20 protein-coding genes are annotated in these 20,233 nt (G+C 65.2%); 13 read left to right on the forward strand and 7 right to left on the reverse strand.

The features are described from left to right. Positions 1-161: 161 nt before the first annotated feature. From aztA to aztD, 4 genes are all read left to right on the forward strand, one after another. Positions 162-857: a zinc ABC transporter ATP-binding protein AztA gene (gene aztA, locus ABXS05_RS18710; RefSeq protein WP_367624988.1), complete on the forward strand. Its 696-nt coding sequence runs from the start codon at positions 162-164 to the stop codon at positions 855-857. After that, a complete protein-coding gene (locus ABXS05_RS18715; protein WP_367625120.1) occupies positions 857-1,732 on the forward strand; it encodes a metal ABC transporter permease in 876 nt (291 codons plus the stop codon). Before aztA ends, ABXS05_RS18715 begins: the two co-directional genes overlap by 1 nt. Before the next feature lie 18 nt (positions 1,733-1,750). Next, positions 1,751-2,683 carry a zinc ABC transporter substrate-binding protein AztC gene (gene aztC / locus ABXS05_RS18720; RefSeq protein ID WP_367624989.1) on the forward strand — a complete coding sequence of 311 codons (933 nt, stop codon included), beginning with the start codon at positions 1,751-1,753 and terminating at the stop codon, positions 2,681-2,683. Between the two features lie 73 nt (positions 2,684-2,756). Beyond that, positions 2,757-3,998, forward strand: coding sequence for a zinc metallochaperone AztD (gene aztD, locus ABXS05_RS18725; RefSeq protein ID WP_367624990.1), 1,242 nt, complete (start codon positions 2,757-2,759; stop codon positions 3,996-3,998). Here the strand turns inward: aztD and ABXS05_RS18730 are convergent, their stop codons facing one another. After that, on the reverse strand, positions 3,999-4,880 hold the full coding sequence (locus ABXS05_RS18730; RefSeq protein WP_367624991.1) for a LysR family transcriptional regulator: 882 nt from the start codon (positions 4,878-4,880) through the stop codon (positions 3,999-4,001). 114 nt (positions 4,881-4,994) lie between these two features. Between ABXS05_RS18730 and ABXS05_RS18735 the strand changes: the two genes are divergently transcribed. Next, positions 4,995-5,975, forward strand: coding sequence for a quinone oxidoreductase family protein (locus tag ABXS05_RS18735; protein ID WP_367624992.1), 981 nt, complete (start codon positions 4,995-4,997; stop codon positions 5,973-5,975). A 263-nt stretch (positions 5,976-6,238) separates the two neighbouring features. On the opposite strand, the gene ABXS05_RS18740 is transcribed toward ABXS05_RS18735, so the two are convergent. The 5 genes from ABXS05_RS18740 to ABXS05_RS18760 all read right to left on the reverse strand — a co-directional run bounded on the left by ABXS05_RS18740 (position 6,239) and on the right by ABXS05_RS18760 (position 11,147). Then, positions 6,239-7,399 carry a LysR substrate-binding domain-containing protein gene (locus tag ABXS05_RS18740; RefSeq protein ID WP_311944866.1) on the reverse strand — a complete coding sequence of 387 codons (1,161 nt, stop codon included), beginning with the start codon at positions 7,397-7,399 and terminating at the stop codon, positions 6,239-6,241. Between the two features lie 148 nt (positions 7,400-7,547). Further along, positions 7,548-8,246, reverse strand: coding sequence for an ABC transporter ATP-binding protein (locus tag ABXS05_RS18745; RefSeq protein WP_367624993.1), 699 nt, complete (start codon positions 8,244-8,246; stop codon positions 7,548-7,550). Continuing rightward, on the reverse strand, positions 8,239-9,027 hold the full coding sequence (locus ABXS05_RS18750) for an ABC transporter ATP-binding protein (protein WP_367624994.1): 789 nt from the start codon (positions 9,025-9,027) through the stop codon (positions 8,239-8,241). The genes ABXS05_RS18745 and ABXS05_RS18750 overlap by 8 nt, the downstream gene beginning before the upstream one ends. An 11-nt stretch (positions 9,028-9,038) precedes the next feature. Then, positions 9,039-10,226 (reverse strand): branched-chain amino acid ABC transporter permease, encoded by a 1,188-nt coding sequence (locus tag ABXS05_RS18755; RefSeq protein WP_367624995.1) that lies wholly within the window; start codon positions 10,224-10,226, stop codon positions 9,039-9,041. A 3-nt stretch (positions 10,227-10,229) separates the two neighbouring features. Further along, positions 10,230-11,147, reverse strand: coding sequence for a branched-chain amino acid ABC transporter permease (locus tag ABXS05_RS18760; RefSeq protein ID WP_367624996.1), 918 nt, complete (start codon positions 11,145-11,147; stop codon positions 10,230-10,232). Positions 11,148-11,400: 253 nt separating this feature from the next. Here ABXS05_RS18760 and ABXS05_RS18765 point away from each other — a divergent pair, with 253 nt between their 5' ends. The 8 genes from ABXS05_RS18765 to ABXS05_RS18800 all read left to right on the forward strand — a co-directional run bounded on the left by ABXS05_RS18765 (position 11,401) and on the right by ABXS05_RS18800 (position 18,880). Further along, on the forward strand, positions 11,401-12,534 hold the full coding sequence (locus ABXS05_RS18765) for a branched-chain amino acid ABC transporter substrate-binding protein (protein ID WP_367624997.1): 1,134 nt from the start codon (positions 11,401-11,403) through the stop codon (positions 12,532-12,534). Positions 12,535-12,732: 198 nt separating this feature from the next. Further along, complete coding sequence (locus ABXS05_RS18770) at positions 12,733-14,187, forward strand: 4-hydroxyphenylacetate 3-hydroxylase family protein (protein WP_149250518.1); 1,455 nt, start codon at positions 12,733-12,735, stop codon at positions 14,185-14,187. Positions 14,188-14,210: 23 nt separating this feature from the next. Next, a complete protein-coding gene (locus ABXS05_RS18775; RefSeq protein ID WP_367624998.1) occupies positions 14,211-14,630 on the forward strand; it encodes a RidA family protein in 420 nt (139 codons plus the stop codon). An 11-nt stretch (positions 14,631-14,641) separates the two neighbouring features. Then, on the forward strand, positions 14,642-15,319 hold the full coding sequence (locus ABXS05_RS18780) for a DUF1028 domain-containing protein (RefSeq protein ID WP_367624999.1): 678 nt from the start codon (positions 14,642-14,644) through the stop codon (positions 15,317-15,319). Between the two features lie 60 nt (positions 15,320-15,379). Next, complete coding sequence (gene argE, locus ABXS05_RS18785; protein WP_367625000.1) at positions 15,380-16,549, forward strand: acetylornithine deacetylase; 1,170 nt, start codon at positions 15,380-15,382, stop codon at positions 16,547-16,549. Positions 16,550-16,684: 135 nt separating this feature from the next. Further along, positions 16,685-17,644, forward strand: a complete 960-nt coding sequence (locus tag ABXS05_RS18790) for a LysR family transcriptional regulator (protein WP_367625001.1) — start codon at positions 16,685-16,687, stop codon at positions 17,642-17,644. 80 nt (positions 17,645-17,724) lie between these two features. After that, entirely contained in the window at positions 17,725-18,450 is a 726-nt protein-coding gene (locus ABXS05_RS18795) for a glutathione S-transferase family protein (RefSeq protein ID WP_367625002.1), read from the forward strand. Further along, positions 18,443-18,880, forward strand: a complete 438-nt coding sequence (locus ABXS05_RS18800; protein WP_367625003.1) for an acyl-CoA thioesterase — start codon at positions 18,443-18,445, stop codon at positions 18,878-18,880. The genes ABXS05_RS18795 and ABXS05_RS18800 overlap by 8 nt, the downstream gene beginning before the upstream one ends. Before the next feature lie 44 nt (positions 18,881-18,924). On the opposite strand, the gene ABXS05_RS18805 is transcribed toward ABXS05_RS18800, so the two are convergent. Then, positions 18,925-20,034, reverse strand: a complete 1,110-nt coding sequence (locus tag ABXS05_RS18805; protein ID WP_367625004.1) for an RHE_PE00001 family protein — start codon at positions 20,032-20,034, stop codon at positions 18,925-18,927. Positions 20,035-20,233: the final 199 nt, after the last annotated feature.

A 20,233-nucleotide genomic window follows, 5' to 3' on the forward strand; every position in this document is an offset into this window, starting at 1 on the left:
TCACGTCACGCCTCTGCATCGTGACGTGACTTCGCCAAAGCATCGAACGCCACAGGTCATCCACGGCAGCATTCGTCGCACCGGCGGCGGCGCGCTTGCATCAGCGCCCCGATCTCGATAGTTATGTTATAACATCTCATATTGAGAGAACTGCAGCGGTCATGCCCGACAGAGCCGTCACTTTCGCCGATCTCAGCCTTGGTTACGGCCACCAGGCCGTGCTGACGGGGCTCGACCACGTCGTGCGCCGGGGCTCGCTCACCGCCGTGGTCGGCGCCAACGGGTCGGGCAAGTCCACGCTGATGCGCACCATCGCCGGCATTCTGCGGCCGATTGCGGGACGTTGCGCCATCGGCCCGAATCTCCGGCTCGCTTATCTGCCGCAGCAATCCGAACTCGACCGCTCCTTCCCGGCCCGAACCATCGACCTCGTCGGCCTCGGCCTCTGGCCCCGACGCGGATTGATCGGGCGCCATCGTGCCGGCGACCGGCGCGCCGTACGAGCGGCGCTCGCCGCGGTCGGCCTCGAAGGCTTTGCGAACATCCCCCTCGACCGTCTCTCGGGCGGCCAGATGCAGAGGGCCTTGTTCGCGCGGGTGCTGGTGCAGGATGCCGACCTGATCCTGCTCGACGAGCCCTTCAACGCCATCGACAGCCAGACCGTCGCCGTCCTGCTCGGCCTGATCCGGCATTGGCATGCCGAGGGGCGCACGATCATGACGGTGCTGCACGATCTCGACCTGGCCCAAAGCCACTTTCCCGAAATCCTGCGCCTCACCGGCATCGCCGAAGCCGAGCCTGCGGCCGCGCACCGGGGCAGGCAAGTCCTCCGCCTCGCGGCCGGAGGGCCGGCGTGATGGAGATGGTGCAGCAGGCGCTCCTCGCTCCCTTCGTGGAGTTCGCCTTCATGCGCCGCGCCCTGCTCGGCACGTTCCTCATCTGCGTCAGCGCCTGTCCGGTCGGTGTCTTCCTGATGCTGCGCCGCATGAGCCTGGCCGGCGATGCCATGGCGCATGCCATCCTGCCGGGCGCGGCGGCAGGCTTTGCCTTGTTCGGGCTGAAGCTGGTGCCGATGACACTCGGCGGCCTCATCGCCGGCGGCGTGGTGGCGCTCGGCGCCGGGGCAGTGTCGCGGTTCACCATCCTCAGGGAGGACGCCGCCATGGCGGCCTTCTACCTGATCTCACTCGCCGCCGGCGTGGTGATGGTCTCTGCGCGCGGCTCGGGCCTCGATCTGCTCCACATCCTGTTCGGCACCGTCCTCGCCCTCGATGATCAGGCCCTCGCCCTGATCGGCCTGATCGCGGCGGTGACCAGCACGACGGTCCTGCTGCTCTGGCGTGGCCTTGTCGCCGAATGCCTCGACCCGCTCTATCTGCGCTCGGTGTCCAAGCTCGGCCCGGCGCTCCATTTCGCCTTCCTGGTGCTGCTGGTGCTCAATCTGATCGCCGGCTTCCAGGCTCTGGGCACGCTGCTCTGCGTCGGCCTGATGATCCTGCCCGCGGCTGCCGCCCGGTTCTGGGCCGATCGGGCCGCCAGCCTGTGCCTCACGGCGATCGCCTTCGGGCTGGCCGCCTCCCTCGCCGGCCTGCTGCTCTCCTATCACGCCGCCTTGCCCTCCGGCCCCGCCATCATCCTGTCGGCCGGCTCGCTCTATCTCGGCTCGCTGCTGCTCGGCCCACGCGGGCTGCGGCTCTCGCTGCACGCCTCACCGCGCCGTCGCGCCATCTGACCACACGGACCTGCCCGCATGCTTCCCATCAAGATCCTGCCCGTCTTCGCCGTTCTCGCCGCCTTGCTGGGTACCGCGACGGCCGCGGTGGCAAAACCCCTCGATGTCGTCGCCAGCTTCTCGATCATCGGCGATTTCGCCAGGCAGGTCGGCGGCGACCGGGTGAGGCTGCGCGTCCTGGTCGGCTCGAACGGCGACGCCCATGTCTATGAGCCCAAGCCGGCCGATGCGATCGCCATGGCCAAGGCGGATGTCATCCTCGTCAACGGGCTGCAGTTCGAGGGCTTCCTCAAGCGTCTCCTGGAAGCCAGCGGCAGCACCGCCACCGTCGTGGAGCTTTCGGGCGGCATCGAAGCCCTCGAGGATCCGGCCGGCGGGCATTTTCATCATCATGACGGCAAGGCCGTTTTTCACCCGGCACCATTTGACCCGCATGCCTGGCAGGACGTGGCGAATGCCAGCCTCTATGTCGAAGCCATCGCCCGGGCCTTCTGCAGCGCCGACGCCGAGGGCTGCGAACTCTACAAGACCAATGCCCACGCCTATCTGCAGGTGCTTTCCGGTCTCGACCGGGAGATCCGGGCCATGATCGCCGCCATCCCCCCCGGAAAACGCGTCGTGGTCGTGGCGCACAATGCCTTCCGCTATTTCGAAGCGGCCTATGGCCTTGCCTTCCTGGCACCGCAGGGCGTCTCGACCGAGGCGGAGGCGTCGGCCACCGATGTCGCCGGCATCATCCGGCAGATCCGCCTCAAGCATGCCAGCGCCGTCTTTGCCGAGAACATCGCCGATAGCCGCCTGGTCGGGCAGATCGCCCGCGAGGCCGGCCTGCCGCTGGGCGGCACGCTCTATTCGGATGCGCTGTCGGAACCGGACGGCCCCGCCGCCTCCTATGTCGAGATGATGCGTCACAACGCCCGGACGCTCGCAGGCGCAATCACTCGCCGCTAGCTGCTCCCGACAGGCCGCGACCGGCCTGCCTTTCATTCGCCAACCCCTCAAATCTCGATCCATGGAGAAAACCATGAAGCCATTGCCATATCTTGCCTGGGCCCTGGGCCTCGGCCTTGCCCTCGGTCCCGCGGGCAACGTCGCTCTTGCCGAAGAAGACGACGTCACCGCCTGGCGGCTATTCGTGTCCGATCACGCGGCCCCGGTGGTGCATGTCATCGATGCCCTGAACGGCGGCATGCTCGCCCGCTTCAGCATCAAGGGTCCCGCATCGCTCTACCGCAGCGAAAGCGGCCGCACGGTGTTCGCGGTGCAGGGCTCGGCCGGAACGGTGTCGGCGATCTCGACCGGCATTGCCTTTCACGATCACGGCGACCATGGCGATATCGACATCGATGATCCCAAACTGCTCGGTCTCGGCATGACCGGCAGCAAGCCCGGCCATTTCGTCGAGCGCCAGGGCCTGGTGGCGCAATGGTTCGACGGCGAGGACAGGACGCGCCTCTTCACCGAACAGGATGTCCTCGACGACAAGGCAAATCCGCGCAGTGTCGATGTCGTCGCGCCCCATCACGGCGTGGCCGTGCCCTATGACAACGGCGCCGTGATCACCATCCCCGATCCGCAAGATGCCTCCAAGCGCCCGATCGGCGCCAGGATTGTCGGTTTCGACGGCAAGCCTGTCGGCCCCGACATCCCCTGCCCCGGCCTGCATGGCTCGGCCGGCTCGGGAAGCCTCTATGCTTTGGCGTGCGACACCGGGCTGCTGCTGATCGGGCAGGGCACCGGCGTTCCGGTGATCAGGCACCTTCCCTATGCCGCCTCCCTGCCCAAGGGCAGTTCCTCGACCCTGATCGGCGGCAGGGGCCTGCAATATTTCATCGGCAATTACGGCGCCGACCGCATCCTGATCGTCGACCCCTCCGAAGCCGGTGGCTTCCGCCTCGTCCAGCTTCCGACACGGCGCGTCCATTTTGCCGTCGACCCCATCCGGGCGAAATTCGCCTATGTCGTCACCGAGGACGGCCAGTTGCATCAGGTCGACGTACTGAAGGGCGAGATCGTCAAATCGCTGAAACTGACGCAGCCCTATTCGATGGATGGGCATTGGAGCGATCCGCGCCCGCGCGTGGCCGTCGCCGGCGACAGGATCGTGGTGACCGATCCGCTCGCCTCGACCCTCCACCTCGTCAATGCCGCCGATTTCACCGCGGCCGGGGAGATCAAGGTCGACGGCAGGCCCTTCAACGTCGTGGCCGTCGGCGGTTCCGGCAAGGTCCATGACCATGCAGCGGAAAACCAGTCCCAGCCATGATCAGCCAAAACGGGCGACGGCAAAGTCGACGAAGGAGCGCAGCTTCGGCGTGATCCGGCGATCCGGCGCATAGAGGATGTGCATGATCCGTGGCGGGACTTCATAGCCCGGCAGCAGCCGGACCAGCTGTCCGGCCTCGATCTCGCTCTGCACCAGCGAACTCGGCTGGAGCATGATGCCGAGGCCGGCCAGGGCCGCCGTAAGCAGGGCCTGGCCATTATTGGCCAGGAAGCGATAGGAGAGCTCGACCGTCTCCAGACCGTCGGGACCGGCAAAGCGCCATTGGTCGCGCGTATTGCCGTGCATGAAGCCGAGGCTTTCATGGTTCTTGAGGTCGGCCGGCTTTTCAGGATGGCCATGCGCCGCAAGATAGACCGGCGACGCGCAAACGGTGAAGGTCATCGGCCGCAACGGCCGGGCGATCAGGCTGGAATCGGCCAAGGGGCCGACGCGGAAGACGGCGTCATAGCCCTCGTCGACGAGGTCGACGACGCGATCGGACAAAGTGAGCTCAACATCGACCTGGCGATGCGCGGCCAGATAGTCCGGCAGGATTGGGGCCAGTTCATGCGCGCCGAAGGTCACCGGCGCATTGACCCGGATCTGGCCGCGCGGGATCGCCCGTGTCTCGGCGGCCAGCACTTCGGCCGCCTCGACCTCGGCCAGGATGGTGCGAACCCGCTCGTAATAGCTGCGCCCGATCTCTGTGACGCTCTGGCGCCGCGTGGTGCGGTTGATCAGCTTGACGCCGAGGTGATCCTCCAGCAGGCGCACATGCTTGCCCACCATCTGCGAGGACATCGAGAGCGCATTGCCGGCGGCCGAGAAGGACCCCGCCTCCACGGCCTTGGCGAACACGCCCATGCTGGTGAATCTGTCCATTAATTTGAAATGAATTGTTTCAAGTGTTGCAACGATCTCCCCATTTATCACGAAATGTAGGGAGATCATAACGAGGGTGACACCGAAATACGGTTCACCCGGGAGAAACGCTCCATGTCCGTCCAACGCAGAGTCGTCGTCAGTGAATACGGCGCCCCCACCGTGATGAAGCTCGATATGCGGGACCTGCCCGCGCCCGGCGCCGGCGACGTCCATGTCAGGCACACGGCGATCGGCTTCAATTTCATCGACATTTACCAGCGCAAGGGCATCTACCCGCTGCAATTGCCGAGCGGGCTCGGCTTCGAGGCCGCCGGCGTGGTCGAAGCGGTCGGTGCAGACGTCGATGAACTGAAGGTCGGCGACAGGATAGCCTACATCAATGCGGGCCTGGGCGCCTATGCCGACAGGCGCAATGTCCCGGCCGACAAGCTTGCCGTCCTGCCCGCCTCCGTCAGCGACGAGGCGGCCGCCACCTTGTTCTTCAAGGGCATGACGGCGCAATATCTGCTGCGCAAGACCCATGCTGTCCAGCCGGGCGATCTCCTGCTGGTCCACTCGGCTGCCGGGGGTGTCGGCCAGATCCTCAGCCGCTGGGCAACGGCGTTGGGGGCGACCGTCATCGGCACCACGGGCTCGCCGCAGAAGCGCGAGGCCGCCCTCGCCGCCGGATGCAAGGCCGTGATCGATCTCAACGATCCCGCCTGGCCCGAAGCCTTCCTGGCGGCAACCGGCGGCCGCAAGGCCCGCGTGGTCTATGATGCCGTCGGCAAGGATACGCTGATCAAGTCGCTCGACTGCGCCGCGCCCTTCGGGCTGGTCGTGTCCTATGGCGCGGCATCCGGCCCGGCGCCGGCTATCGACCTCGACCTTCTCAACAAGAAGGGCGGCCTGTTCATCACCCGCCCATCGATCTTCGCCCACAATGCCGATAGCGTCAGCTTCCGCGCCAACGCCGCCGATTTCTTCGACGCGGTCGCCAAGGGGCATGTGAGCGTCGACATCGGGCAGCGCTTCTCGCTCGACGAGATCGCCAAGGCGCATGAGGCCGCCGAGGCCCGCCAGGTCGTCGGCGCCATCCTGATCACGCCCTAGGAGGGTGGTGCTTGGGGCATTCGGCCATTTCTTGCACGAATGCTGCTGCCCCTCACCTTACCTCTCCCCGTAAGAACGGGGCGAGGAGGCGCAGACGCCGCAATCCATCCCCAGATCTCTCGTCTCGCCCAACCGTTGGGCGAGACGGTATCTTTTCGACACGAAGCGCTAGGTCGAAGTCCCCTCGCCCCGTTCTTACGGGGAGAGATAAGGTGAGGGGCTATGCAACTTCGCTAGTAAAATTCAGCCACTACGAGACGAGCTCACTGCTTTGCAAAACGCCTGGCGCATAGATCGGCGAAATGCCGGGCCGCGGGCGAGAGTTCGCGTTCGGCGCGGTGGGCGAGCACGATGCGGTTTTCGCGGTGCCTGCCGGTCAGGGGGCGGGTCACCAGGTTGAGCCCGTCATAGCTCATGTCCGAGGCCGGCTTGGTCGCCAGGATCGAATAGCCCAGGCCATGGGCCACCATGCCGCGCACCATCTCGAAGGAGATCGAGCGATAGGCGATCAAGGGCTTGATGCCGGCGTCTTCGAGAATGCCGGTGAAATAGTCGCGGCTGGGCGGGGCGTCGAGCAGGATCATCGGCTCGGCGGCGAGGTCCTCGGGCGCCACCTCGCTCTGGTGGCAGAGCGGATGGTCGGCGGCGAGCAGCACATAGGGCGTCAACTCGCCCAGGGACAGTTTCTCGAATTCCTCGCCGAGGTCGAAATCATAGAGCAGCGCCAGTTCGCTCTCGCCCGCCAGCAGGCTCTCGCGCAGGCGGCGATGATCGCCCTCGATCAGCTTGACGCCGATGCCGCCCATCTCGCGGATGAGAGAAGGCATGAGATAGGGCCCGAAGGTGTGGAAGCAGCCGATCACCAGCCTGGCGGTCTCGCCCGCCAGCGCCGCGCGCAGCGAACTCGCCCCCTCGATCCGGTTCGACGAGCCATACGACCGATTGGCATAGATCAGCGGCGAACCGTGGCGGGAGAGATGGATGTCGCGCACCTCGCACAGGAAGATGTGATGCGTGCCCACCTTCTCGCTCGACAGCAGTTTGCAGTCGAACGCCACCAGGGGATCGGCGATGCGCGGCGCGCCGGTCGAGGCCGTCACCCATTCGGTGCATTCGAACTTGTCGCCGATCTCGTCGCGGAAACGCCCGGCGAAGACATCGGAGATGTAGGACTGGTCGTCCCGCAGAACGTTGACGCACAAGACACCGTTCTCGACGATCTTGGCCGCCGCCGGGCTGAGATGATGGACGCAGACCAGCATGGTCGGCAGCTCCGTATCCGCCGAGACCGAGGCCATGGCCGAGACGGTCACCCCTGCCCGGCCGGCCGGGCCGTCGGTGGAGACCACGTTCACGGTGCAGGCGGCCTGGCTCATGCCGCCGAGAAATTTCTCCCGCACCTTCGGATCGATCCCCACGCCCATCCGCTTTCTCCCATTGGTCTTGAAGCCGGTGTCACCCCGGCCGTTCAGGCCGACGATCCTTCCGGAATTCGTCGGCGCTGGAAAATATGGATTTCCGCGGCACGGGTTCGGAAAAGCCGCAGCACGCCCGAGACTGGCAAGTGCCCGCTTAGAGATAGAGGTGATGCACCGTGTCGTTGGCGAGCAGGTCCTTGCTGGTGCCGCTCGCCGCGATCTGGCCGCGCACCAGGAGATAGCCGCGATCGGCGATCGAGAGCGCGGTCTCGGCATTCTGCTCGATCAGCAGCACGGTCTTGCCCTCGTCGCGGATGCGCCCGACGATGTCGAAATATTCGTCGATCAACTTGGGGGAGAGGCCGAGCGAAGGTTCGTCCATCACCACCAGCTGCGGGTTGCCGATCAGGGCGCGGGCCAGCGCCACCATGGCCTGCTCGCCGCCCGACATCGTCCCCGCCCCCTGCGTCAGCCTCTCGCGAATGCGCGGAAACAGGCCGGCCATCGCCTCCAGCCGGTCCTCGAACGGCACCCGGCATCTGGAGGCATCGAAGGCAAGCTTGAGATTCTCGCGCACGTTCAGGGTCGGAAAGAGCCGGCGCCCTTCGGGGACGAAGCCGACGCCGAGTGCCGACAGGCGTTCGGTTCCCACCGCCGCCACCTCCTTGCCGACAATGCCGATCGAACCGGCATCGAGCCTGATCAGGCCGCAAATGGCATTGAAGGTCGTGCTCTTGCCGGCTCCGTTCGGCCCGAGCAGGCAGACGAGCTCACCCTTGTTCACGGCAAGCGAGACGTTGCGCAGCATGGGCACCGGCCCATAGCTGGTCGAGACGGATTTGAGTTCAAGCATGGCCGGCCTTGTGTCCGAGATAAGCCTGCTGGACGCGCGGCAGCTGCCGCACCTCCTGGAAATCGCCGTCGGCGATCTTCCGGCCGTAATCGATGACGGCAACCCTGTCGGGCAGCGCCCTGACCAGGCGCATGTCGTGTTCGATGATCAGGAAGGACAGGCCGGCACGCCGGGCCATGACGGAGCGGATGCTGGCCATCAGGGCATCGGTGTCGCGGTCGTCCATGCCTGAGGACGGCTCGTCGAGCAGGATCACCTTCGGGTCGGAGGCAAGCGCCCGGGCAATCTCCAGGCGGCGGCGGTCGGCCTGCGGCAGCGTGCCCGCCAGGGTATGGCGCCGCTCATAGAGGTCGGGCGAGATGGAGCGGATCAATTCGCCCGCTCGCTCCGCCGCCTCGTCGAGTTCGGCGCGGGCCTTGCCCGGACGCAGCAGCGCCGTGAGCACGCCGGTGCGGGTGCGGCAATGCATGCCGATCACCACATTGTCGACCAAGGTGAGGTCGTTGAACAGCCGGCTCGACTGGAAGGTACGGGTGATGCCGGCGGCCGCGATGCGGTGGGCGGGATTGCCGGTGATGTCCCGCCCCTCCAGCGCCACCGTGCCCTTGGAGGGCCGGTAGATGCCGGTGATGACGTTGAACAGCGTGGACTTGCCCGCCCCGTTCGGCCCGATGATGCACAGGATCTCGGAGCGCCCGAGGCTGAGGTCCACACCATCGACCGCCGTCAGCCCGCCGAAGCGGATGGTCAGGCCGCGGGTCTCCAGAAGCGCCTGGCTCATGACCGGCTCCCTCATGGCTGGCCCCCATAATTGCGCGCGCGCTGCGGGAAGAGCCCCTGGGGCCGCAGGATCAGGAAGGCGATCACGATGACGCTGACGAAGAGCAGGCGGTAGTCGGAGAACACCCGGAGCTTTTCCGGCAGCAGTGTCAGCAGGAAGGCACCGATGATCACGCCGAGCGTGTTGTCCATGCCGCCCACGATCACCATGGTCATGATGGTGACCGACACCACGAAGGTGAAATTGTCCGGCGAGATGTAGCTGACATAGAAGGCGTAGATGGTGCCGGCGAAGGCGGCGAGGAAGGCATCGACGCCGAAGGCCAGGATCTTGTACCAGACCACGTTGATGCCCTGGCAGCGCGCCGCGAGCGGATCGGCCCTCAAGGCATTCCAGGCCAGGCCCACCCGGCTGTGATGCAGGCGCCCGGCCGAGAGGATGGCAAGCCCCACCAGCGCCGCCGAGAGATAATAGAAATTGGCCTGGCTCGGCAGCTTGTAGCCGAAGATGTAGAGCGGCTTGATGAAGGAATGCCCGAAGAAGGTCGGCGCGGGAATGCCGACCAGGCCGTTGGGTCCGCCCGTCCAGGACAGGTTGTTGAGCAATTGCTGGATGACGATGCCGAAGGCGATGGTCACCAAAGCAAGGTAGCTCTCCTTGGTGCGCATGGAGGGAAAGCCGAGCGCAAAGCCGAACAGGGTCGCCACCACCGCCGAGATCGGCAGGGTCAGCCAGAAGGAAATGCCGAAATTGATCGCCAGCAGCGCCGAGGTATAGGCGCCGATGCCATAGGAGGCACCTGTCGCGAAGTTCGGAATGTTCGCGCTGCCGAGCTGGAAATTGAGGGCGAGCGCCAGCACCGAATAGAGCTGGGCCACGATGAGCAGATGCAGTGCGTAGCTGCTGCCCTGCATGAAGAAGGGAAACGCCAGGACGATGGCGATGCCGAGGATGATGGCAACGCCGCGGTGCTGCCGGAAGGCGGCGATGATCTGTTCTTCGATCTGCGGCCTGAGCTGCAGGACGGCGAAACCCGCCCCGAGCAGGGCCAGCAAAGCGACGATGATCCAGGTCTGTTCGGCCAGGAGCAGGGCTCCGAGCAGGACGGCTCCGGCGAGCTCGACGCCGAGGACGATGGCCAGGGCACCGAGCGACGCGCCGGCACGGGCCTGCGACAGATTATGCGTGGTGGCGGCCATCGCTCACACCTTCTCGAAGACAGGCTTGCCGAGCAGGCCCGAGGGTTTGAAGACCAGCACGCAGATCACCAGCACGAAGATGCAGACCAGGCGATAGGAGGCGCCATCCGCCAGCAAAGCCTGCGCCAGCATCTCGATGCCGGCGATCAGGAGACTGCCGATGATCGCGCCCTGCATCGAGCCGAGGCCGCCGATCACCGCGGCCGAAAAGCCGATCAGGCCGAGCTGGATGCCGAAATCGAAGCGCACCACGCCGGCATGGCTGGCATAGAACAGGCCGCCGATGGCCCCGACCGCCGAGGCGAGCAGGAAGGTGGCGGCGAACATGCGGCTGGGATTGATCGCCATCAGCCGCGCCGTGTTGCGGTCTTCGGCGACGGCCCGGATCCGCATGCCGAGCGGCGTGTGCCGCATCAGGGCAAACAGGGCCGCCACCATGGCGATGCAGAGCACGATCACCGTGAGGCTGAAGGCCGGTATGGTCAGGCCGAACAGAGAGACTTCGCCCGTCACCAGGGCCGGGAAGGGCTTGGGATTGCTGCCCTGCGGATAGAAGCTGCGGATCAGTTCGCGCACCACGGTGCCGAGCGCCACGGTGGCGACCAGGGCCATCATGGCCGGGGCATTGCGGAAGCGACGGATCACCAGCCAGTCGAGCAGCACGCCGAGCAGGCCGACAAAAGCGATCGCGATCAGGCAGGCGATCAGGGCGGCCGGCACGGTATCGAAGCCGAGCATGCCGCCGGTCAGGATCTGGATCATCGCCAGGGCGACGAAGGGCGCCGTGATCGAGACGTCGCCATGCGAGAAATGGATGACATTGAGCACGCCGAACAGCAGGCTGAACCCCAAGGCCACCAAGGCATAGATGCTGGCCAGCACCAGCCAGTTGAGCAGATATTGCGCGAGCAGCGCATCCATAGAATTCCCCTCCCGCCTCGTTTGCCGAGTGTCCGGTCTTCTTTTCTAGGCATAGGCGGGGCAGTGATGAAAGCCGGCGCTGCTTAGGCATTTCTGAGGCAGTGCTTCAAAAATTGCGACTTCTCGCTTTCGCAAAAACTTCGCACCCTTGCTCTCGTCTTCGGACAAGCCGACCGGCCACGGGCTCCCAAACAAGAAGACAAGTCCAGCCATCCTGCCGTGGTCCGGCGCACCATCGAGCAAGGGAATAGACATGACCATCTTCAACGCACGCCGGCGCCGCCTCCTCGGCAGTGTGCTGCTGGCGACCGCCATGGCCTCGCTGCCGACTCTGGCCTTGGCCAAGGACACCATCAAGATCGGCTTCCTCGGCCCCCTCAGCGGCGGCAACGCGCCCCAGGGCCTGGGCGCCCGCAACGGCTTCCTGCTCGCGATCAAGCAGGCCAATGAGGGCAATTATCCCTATACGATCGAAGGCGTGGCGCTCGATGACGCCTCCGACCCGCAGACCGGCGTCTCGGCGGCCATGAAGCTGGCCAATGATTCAGCCGTGGTGGCGGCAACGGGCCATTGGAACAGCCCGGTGGCGCTCGCCACCATTCCCGTCTTCCATCGCTTCGAGATGCCGATGATCGTCTGGGGCGCCATCGGCCCGAAGATCACCGAGCAGAACCTGCCCGAGATCACCCGCGTTACCCCGACCCTGGTGGCCGAAAACCAGCCTCTGGCCGGCTGGGCCTTCAAGACGCTGGGTGCCAAGAAGGTCGCCATCGTCGCCGACACCTCCGACTATGGCGTCTCCAACGCTGACTTCTTCAAGAAGTTCTTCGGCGAGGCCGGCGGCCAGACCTCCTCCACCGACCTGCTCCCGGTCGGCACCACCGATTTTCGCACCATCCTCACCCGCATCAAGGGCGAGGCGCCCGACGCCATCTATTTCGGCGGCGTCATCACCGAGGCCGGCATCCTGCGCAAGCAGATGGCCGAGCTCGGCCTGACCATGCCGATGATCGGCATTTCCGGTTTCTACGATCCGGAATTCATCTCGGTGGCGGGCAAGGCCGCCGAAGGCACCATGGTGAGCTATCCGGCTTCCCAGTCGAACCCGGCTTTGACCAAGATGGAGGCCGACTACAAGGCCCAGAACTATGCCGAGGCGCCCAGCCCCTACACCAAATATGCCTATGAGGCGACGCAGATCCTCCTGAAGGTGATCGCCGACAACGGCATCGAGGACAAGGCCAAGCTCGCCCAGGCCATCCGCTCGATCAAGCATGACGGCGTGCTCGGCACCACCTCGTTCGACGATCACGGCCAGACCCAGATCCCGGTCGAGATCGAGATCAAGGTCGTCAAGGACGGCGCCTGGACCACCAAGACGAACTAGTCGCCTGACCTCACCGGTGCCGGTCGTTACGGCCGGCACCACCAACCTCCCGCATCACGGGGCAAGCCCTGCCTGCCCTGATCGACGGTCTGCGCCTTCGACCGGGCGCCCAAGATCTAGCGCACATGCAAAGCGGGCTCACCCGCCGCACACCTGGCGACATGCCTTCATGTCGCTGAAAACTTCGAAGGAAAGACCATGCTCAGAACGGGGCAGCAATACAGGGATTCGATCCGGGACGGCCGGCGCATCTGGATCAATGGCGAGCGCGTCAAGGACGTCACCGTCCACCCCCAATTCAAGCCGCTGGTCGACATCCGCGCGCGCATCTACGACCTCGCGCATGAGGACGCCACCCGCGACATCCTCAGCTATGAGGAAAATGGCGAGCGCTATTCCGTCGGCCTCAAGCTGCCCCACAGCCAGAACGACTGGCACGCCAAGCGCCTGGCCACCGATACCATCCTGGAGGATGTCGGCGGCGTCGTCACCCGCGTCGGCGACGAGACGGCCGGCGAGATGTGGTCGCTCTATGACGGCCAGGATATCCTGAACGAGGTCGACCCGCGCTTCTCCGTCAACATCCGCAACCACATCCAGCGCGTCGTCGACCGGGACCCCTTCCACGTCTCGGCCAATACCGATCCCAAGGGCGACCGTTCCAAGCGGCCGCAGGACCAGGATCCGGATATGCTCCTGCATGTGGTCAAGGAGACCGATGCCGGCATCGTGGTGCGCGGGGCCAAATACGAGACCGCCGCGGCCTATGCCAACCAGGCCTTCACCAAGCCGACCATCGCCAATTGGGGCAATTCGGAGCTGTCCGACTATGCCGTCGGCTTCGTATGCGACTTCTCCTCGCCCAACCTGCGCTTCATCGCCCGCACCGGCTTTGCCGGCCGCGCCCCGGCCGAGGACTATCCGCTCGCCAATCGCTTCGACGAGGTCGACTGCCTGGTCATCTATGACGATGTGCTGATCCCCTGGGAGAACGTGCTGTTCTACCAGCACACCAAGGCGGCTGCCTTCATCCGCGCCACGCTGCACCGCTATTCGGCCTTCGCCTTCGTGCAGCGCAACCTCAAGCTCGCCGACATGCTGATCGGCGCGGCCCTATGGAACGTGCGCCAGACGGGCCTGGAAAACCAGCAGGCGGTCCAGGAAAAGCTGGCGACGCTCGCCTGCTACCGCGAGGGCATCAACGCGCATCTGACCGCCGCGATCACCAATGCCGAAAAGAGCCCTGGCGGCCTGATGATGCCGAACCAGTCCCTCCTGATGACGGGGCGCGTGCATGCCTGCTCGCAGCTTCATCACATGATGCATATCGCCCGCGAGCTCTGCGGCGGCCAGATCTGCGTGACGCCCGACGCCGCCAGCTTCGCGGACGAGGAAGCCGGTGTCTGGCTGAAGAAGTACTACACGCTCAACGAGAACTGGGACAGCAACGACCGGCGCAAGCTGCTCGCCTTCGCGCGCGACCTGCTCAACTCCGACTATGCCGGCCATCGGCTGACCTTCCAGCTCTTCGCCCAGTCACCACCCTTCGCCCATCTCGGTGCCGTCTACCGCAATTTCGACTGGAACGACGCCCTGCGCTTCACCAAGAAATCCGCCGGTCTGTCGGACCGCATCCTCGCCGCCCAACGCTAATTCGGCACCCGGAGTACCCGATCATGATCCACAAGCGTCTTCGTCCCTTCAACACCAAGGACACCTATCCCGAGCAGAAGCTCAACACCGATCTCAGCCAGGGCGTGGTCGCCCGCGGCACCATGGTGTTCCTGCGCGGCCAGGTCTCCCAGGACCTCGACACCCGCGAGAGCCTGCATGTCGGCGATCCCCGGGCCCAGGCCCGCAAAACCCTGGAGAACATCAAGATGCTGCTGGAGGAAGCCGGCAGCGAAATGGCCCATATCTGCCGCATCGTGGTGTATCTGACCGATATCCGCTACCGCGAGGCGGTTTATCTGGAGATGGGCGAGTGGTTCAAGGGCGTCCATCCCTGCTCCACCGGCCTGGTGGTGCCTGCCTTGGCGCGGCCCGAATGGGTGGTCGAGATCGAGGTGACCGCCGTCATCCCCGACGCGGCCTGAGGGAGAGCCCGATGACCTTCTCGATCTCGGCGCGCTGCGCCCGGACCGGCATGTTCGGCATCGCCGTCTCCTCCTCCTCGCCCTGCGTCGCCGCGCGCTGCGCCCATGCGCGGGCCGGTGTCGGCGTCGTCGCCACGCAGAACATCACCGATCCCCGGCTCGGGCCGAAGGGCCTCGACCTGATGGCCGGGGGACTGTCGGCTCCGGACGCCCTCGAACGCCTCAAGGCCGAGGCCCCGCATCTCGAGTTCCGCCAGCTCGCCCTCGTCGACAGCGAAGGTCGCACTGCCTCCTTCTCGGGCAGCCGGACGCTCGGTACCCATCGGGTGGTCGAGGGCGCCGGCGTGGTCGCAGCCGGCAACCTCCTGTCGTCGCCGGAGGTACCGGTCGCCATGGTCGCGGCCTTCGAGGCCGCGTCCGAGCAGTCGCTCGGCGATCGCCTGATCGGCGCGATGCGCGCCGCGGTTAAGGCCGGAGGCGAGGAAGGCCCGGTCCATTCCATCGGCATGCTGCTGGTGCGGGATGTGGCCTGGCCCGTCGCCGATCTCAGGGTCGACTGGAGCGAGGGCGATCCGATCGAAGACCTCGACCGGCTCTGGCAGCGCTGGCAGGGCGAGATGGAAGCCTATGTCCAACGGGCCCTCGACCCGAGCCAGGCGCCGAGCTATGGCGTACCAGGCGATCTTTGAGCGGCTATACAATCGGGGCTCGGTCCGCGGGATCGGGCCCTTTCATGTGGCGATGACAGCATGGCAATCGAACCGACGACCCTGGACATTCTCGAGCGCCTGATCGGTTTTGCGACCCTCAGCCGGCAATCGAACCGCGAGCTGATCGGCTATGTCACCAGCCTGCTCGATGGAGCCGGCATCGGCTGGGATCTCGTCGAGAGCCCGGATGGCACCAGGGCCAATCTGTTCGCGACCATCGGTCCCGCCACCAATGGCGGGGTCGTGCTCTCCGGCCATACCGATGTCGTTCCGGTCGAGGGCCAGGCCTGGAGCACGGATCCGTTCGCCCTTTGCGAACGGAACGGCCGTTATTATGGCCGCGGCACCACTGACATGAAGGGTTTCGTGGCATCGGCCCTTGCCACGGCTTTGCGGGCAGCCAGGTGCGAACTGAAGACGCCTCTTCATCTTGCCTTTTCCTACGACGAGGAAATCGGCTGCGTCGGCGTGCGCAGCCTGATCGACCGGCTGTCGAGCCATCCGATCCGCCCTGCTCTGTGTATCGTGGGAGAACCGACCGGCATGCGCATTGCCACCGGGCACAAGGGCAAGGTAGCGCTGCGGGCCTGCTGCACCGGCCGCGCCGGCCATTCGGCCCTGGCGCCGCTCGCGCTCAACGCCCTGCATCTGGGGGCAGACTTCCTCGGCAGGCTGCGCGAGCGCCAGCGTCTCCTCGCCGAGACCGGCAGGCGCGACGAGCACTATGAGATCCCGTACACCACCCTTCACGCCGGGCGCATGAGCGGCGGCCAGGCCCTCAACATCGTGCCGGAATGCTGTGAGATCGAGTTCGAGATCCGCAACGTCGTCGGCGATGATCCCCAGACCATCATTGCCGGTCTGAAGGACGATGCCGAGGCGATCGTCGCGCCGCTGCGTCCCATCTTTCCGGAAGCCGCCATCGCCATCGACGAGGTCAATGCCTATCCGGGCCTGGAGACGCCAGTCGATTCCCCGGTGGTGACGTTGCTACGCCTGATCAATGAAAGCCGGGAGTCGCCCTTCAAGGTCGCCTTCGGTACTGAGGGAGGCTTGTTCCAGGACAGGCTCGGCCTGGCGACGGCGGTCTGCGGCCCCGGTTTCATGGCGCAGGGCCACAAGCCCGACGAATATGTCGGCGCTGACCAGCTCGGCCGTTGCGATGCCATGCTCGCCGCACTGGTCGATCGCCTTGCCGTTGGCCTGTGATCGCGTGCCCGAGCGGCCAGTTGCCGCTTTGACGGACCGTGCCGAAGCGAGGATTTTGTCTGGCAGTTGATCGAATGATTCAGGGCCTGCAACGCGAGGCGCCGATGCCGCCGCAGGCCGCGTGAGGAGCAACCCATGCGTTTTACCTTGCGACAATTGAGCTATTTCGTCGCCGCCGGCGAGACCGGCAGCGTCACGCGGGCGGCCGAGCTGGTCAACATCTCCCAGCCCTCGGTCTCGGCGGCGATCTCGCATCTGGAGACAGAGCTCGGCGTGCAGATCTTCGTGCGCCAGCACGCCCAGGGCCTGTCCTTGACCACACCGGGCAAGCGCCTGCTCAGGGCCGCCAAGGAATCGCTGCGCGCCGCCTATGAACTCTACGACGTCGCCAATGCCGCCGGCTCCATCGTGTCGGGCCCGATCAATGTCGGCTCCTTCCGCACTTTCTCCTCCCTGATCATGCCGGAGCTCTGGCGCGGTTTCATCGCCAAATATCCCGATGCCCAGATGGTGGTGACCGAGGGCAGCGAGGCCGAGTTGCTGGAAGGCCTGCGATCTGCCCGGATCGACATCGCCCTCACCTACCAGCTCAACCTGACGCCGGACATGAGCTTCCAGCCCCTGGTGGAAATGCCCTCCTATGTACTGCTGGCGGCCGACCACCGTTTCGCCACCAGATCAAGCGTGCGCCTGGAGGAATTGGCCGACGAGCCCTTCATCCTGCTCGACCTGCCGCTCAGCCGCCAATATTTCCTCTCCATGTTCGAGCAGCGCAGCATCACCCCGAGGATCGTCGCCGAAACGGCCAGCCCCTCGACCCTGCGGTCCTATGTCGGTGCGAGCCTCGGCTTTTCCATGCTGACGGTGAGGCCGGTGAACATGATGGCGGAAAACGGCCGCCCTCTCGCCTATGTCGAGCTCGAGGGCAATACCGCCCCGATGGTGATGGGGCTGGCCTGCCTGAAGGACATGCGGCGCCCGCGCATCGTCGACGCCTTCGAGGCTCATTGCCGGGAGGTCATCTCGGCCGATCATATTCCAGGCATGCGCGGAACCGAGTTAGGTCCCTCTCGTGTTATAGCCGATGAGGTGTAATCGATCCTGATTCTCGCACCCGGATGCCTGTCCGACCCGGCACCATGCGGCCGGACGCCATCTTGTGCATGGGAGGCGGCATGAACGAGCCAAGACTCATCCTCTACGAACTCGCCGGGTCCGACCCGCAGCTTCGCTTCAGCCCGCATTGCTGGAAGATCCGGATGGCCCTGGCCCATAAGGGGCTTCAGGCCGATCGCAGGCCGTGGCGTTTCACCGACAAGGAAGCCATCGCCTTCTCGGGCCAGGGGCTGGTGCCGGTTCTCATCGACAGCGCCAATGTCGTCTCCGATTCCTGGCGCATCGCGCTTCACCTCGACGAGCGCTTTGCCGACCGCCCTCCTCTCTTCGGCGCGCCGCAAGCGGCAGCCGTGACGCGTTTCATCAACAGCTGGGCCGATACGGCCCTGCTGCCGGCCATCGCCCGCCTGATCCTGCTGGATATCTACACTATCCTCGACGAGAAGGACCGGGACTATTTTCGCGCGAGCCGCGAACAGCGCTACGGCAAGACATTGGAACAGGTCGTCGAGGACCAGCAGCTCCATCTCGACAGGCTGCGCCACACGCTCACACCCCTGCGCCACTTGCTGGGTGGACAGGCCTTCCTCGGAGGCTTGCAGCCCAGTTATGCCGATTACTGCGTCTTCGGCATGTTCATGTGGGCCCGCTGCACCAGTGATGTCACCCTCCTGGCGGCTGACGACACCATCCATGCTTGGCGCGAGCGCCTGCTCGATCTTTTCGATGGTCTTGCGCGTCAGGCTCCCCATCACAAGGCCGTTTCGGAGTTGCCCGATGCCTGAGTTGCCCGTGTCGGCAGACTACGAGTTCCTGACCACCGACAAGCTGCGCTATGGCGATACGGACCGGCAGGGCCATGTGAACAATGCGGTCTTTGCAACCTTCCTGGAGACGGGCCGGGTCGAGCTCCTCCATGATCTTGCCGCCCCCATCGCGGATGTCGGCAGCTCTTTCGTGCTTGCGCGCGTGGTCATCGATTTTCGCGCCGAGGTGCTTTGGCCCGGGACGGTGGAGATCGGCACGAGGGTCAGCGCCTTCGGCCGCAGTTCGATCACACTCGATCAGGCCGTATTCCAGAACGGGGCGTGTGTCGCGCAGGGACAGAGCGTCGTAGTGCTCGTCGACAACAGCACGCGCCGCTCTCGTGCCCTTTCCGAAGGAGCTGCCAAGCGTCTGCACGAACTGGGCGCTCACCGGTCTCAGCCGGCCTAGAGCAAAACGCTATAGGGAACCGCAGACAGCCTTGCCATGTCCGCTTATATGATCGCCCAGGCCCGATAGCGGCCTCGCCCGGTGATCTCCCTCACGCCCAGTTCCGCAATGAGATCCTGCGCCGCCCGCGGCGTGATATCGAGCCGCTTGGCGATGAGCTGTGCCGAGGCGAGAGGCGTCGTCAGCAGCAGCTCGATCAAGGCCGGTAGTTTCGAGGTGGAGCGACGGCCGGCGAGGTGTCGTTCGAGCTGATGTCGAGCCAACATCCAGCGGTCGTGATCCTTCAATCCCTGTTCTGCCGCCACCGCGATGGCCTGGATGAAGGCCAGGAGCCGCGGCCCGGGACCATGGGCAAATCGCGTTTCACGAGGCAAGGCACGCAAGCCCACGCACAGGCAAGGCAGATGAAAGCGCGCCTTGTCGCGCGCCCGCAGGACAGCGGCTCCCAGCGCGCGCCCGAGCCAGGCGGCATATTGCAAGGGCTCGATGGTTTCCCAAGCGAGGACCGCAGTTGCTGCGGCCAGCACCGGTGGCAGACCGTCCAGGTGCCTGATGTCTTCGCGCCATTCCTCAAGGCGCGCTTCTTCGTCCCAGTCGGCATCATAGATGTCCGGCTTGCGATTGGGCGCCGAGGCGGTTTCGCCGGCGAGCACGGCTGATGAGCGCGAGACTATGGCATCGATGGCTGCGAGTTCGGCGGCCCAGGCCTGGTCCTCCTCCGTTTCACCGGGTTGGGCGATCGCCCTGTCCTTTCCTTGGCGCTCGGGATCATCTGCTTCCCGGGACGCGGGAGGTGATCCACCTTGCGGGGGGGCTTCCCTGCCGAGCAGGCTCGCCAGTCCTTCCTGCGAGAGAGCCCAGTCGGCTGGAGCAGACGCAATGCGTCGCCGGGCCCGCAGGACGGTATGGGCCCGGGTAAGCTCATGGGTCGGTGTGCGTGCGTCCATGGCCGCGTCGTGCAGCACAAGGTCTTCGAGATGTACCAATTCGCCGTCGAGCCACAAGCTGCCGGCGGCATCGTAGAAGTGGGTGCGCGCGATCCAGCCCTGCCGGATCGGGCTGGTGCGTAGCCTCTCGTCGAGCCGCGCAAGTCCATCCTCCGCGATGGCGAGAGGGACCGCAATTTCGCCCCAGGGTAGCTTTTCAAGCTCCAAACCAGCTATTTTCAAAGGCCTGATAACCCTAATGAAAAATCAAATAACGGAACCTAACACATATTTAGCTTCCGCCACATCGAGAAGGTCTTCTTTTGACCTTCGTCGTCGGCAGATGGGCTTCCAATTCCGACCTTGCCGATATTTAACGCTGTCCGACCTTGAAGCGGAGCCTGCCTCTCTCCATATCCCCGTTGTC

The sequence above is a fragment of the Labrys neptuniae genome, from assembly GCF_040797145.1.
Taxonomy (GTDB): Bacteria; Pseudomonadota; Alphaproteobacteria; order Rhizobiales; family Labraceae; genus Labrys; species Labrys neptuniae.

Bases quoted from the DNA above. Each gene is read 5' to 3' on its own strand.
- aztA (WP_367624988.1), top strand. From the start codon at position 162: ATGCCCGACAGAGCCGTCACTTTCGCCGATCTCAGCCTTGGTTACGGC.
- ABXS05_RS18715 (WP_367625120.1), top strand. From the start codon at position 857: ATGGAGATGGTGCAGCAGGCGCTCCTCGCTCCCTTCGTGGAGTTCGCC.
- aztC (WP_367624989.1), top strand. From the start codon at position 1,751: ATGCTTCCCATCAAGATCCTGCCCGTCTTCGCCGTTCTCGCCGCCTTG.
- aztD (WP_367624990.1), top strand. From the start codon at position 2,757: ATGAAGCCATTGCCATATCTTGCCTGGGCCCTGGGCCTCGGCCTTGCC.
- ABXS05_RS18730 (WP_367624991.1), bottom strand. From the start codon at position 4,880: ATGGACAGATTCACCAGCATGGGCGTGTTCGCCAAGGCCGTGGAGGCG.
- ABXS05_RS18735 (WP_367624992.1), top strand. From the start codon at position 4,995: ATGTCCGTCCAACGCAGAGTCGTCGTCAGTGAATACGGCGCCCCCACC.
- ABXS05_RS18740 (WP_311944866.1), bottom strand. From the start codon at position 7,399: ATGGGCGTGGGGATCGATCCGAAGGTGCGGGAGAAATTTCTCGGCGGC.
- ABXS05_RS18745 (WP_367624993.1), bottom strand. From the start codon at position 8,246: ATGCTTGAACTCAAATCCGTCTCGACCAGCTATGGGCCGGTGCCCATG.
- ABXS05_RS18750 (WP_367624994.1), bottom strand. From the start codon at position 9,027: ATGAGCCAGGCGCTTCTGGAGACCCGCGGCCTGACCATCCGCTTCGGC.
- ABXS05_RS18755 (WP_367624995.1), bottom strand. From the start codon at position 10,226: ATGGCCGCCACCACGCATAATCTGTCGCAGGCCCGTGCCGGCGCGTCG.
- ABXS05_RS18760 (WP_367624996.1), bottom strand. From the start codon at position 11,147: ATGGATGCGCTGCTCGCGCAATATCTGCTCAACTGGCTGGTGCTGGCC.
- ABXS05_RS18765 (WP_367624997.1), top strand. From the start codon at position 11,401: ATGACCATCTTCAACGCACGCCGGCGCCGCCTCCTCGGCAGTGTGCTG.
- ABXS05_RS18770 (WP_149250518.1), top strand. From the start codon at position 12,733: ATGCTCAGAACGGGGCAGCAATACAGGGATTCGATCCGGGACGGCCGG.
- ABXS05_RS18775 (WP_367624998.1), top strand. From the start codon at position 14,211: ATGATCCACAAGCGTCTTCGTCCCTTCAACACCAAGGACACCTATCCC.
- ABXS05_RS18780 (WP_367624999.1), top strand. From the start codon at position 14,642: ATGACCTTCTCGATCTCGGCGCGCTGCGCCCGGACCGGCATGTTCGGC.
- argE (WP_367625000.1), top strand. From the start codon at position 15,380: ATGGCAATCGAACCGACGACCCTGGACATTCTCGAGCGCCTGATCGGT.
- ABXS05_RS18790 (WP_367625001.1), top strand. From the start codon at position 16,685: ATGCGTTTTACCTTGCGACAATTGAGCTATTTCGTCGCCGCCGGCGAG.
- ABXS05_RS18795 (WP_367625002.1), top strand. From the start codon at position 17,725: ATGAACGAGCCAAGACTCATCCTCTACGAACTCGCCGGGTCCGACCCG.
- ABXS05_RS18800 (WP_367625003.1), top strand. From the start codon at position 18,443: ATGCCTGAGTTGCCCGTGTCGGCAGACTACGAGTTCCTGACCACCGAC.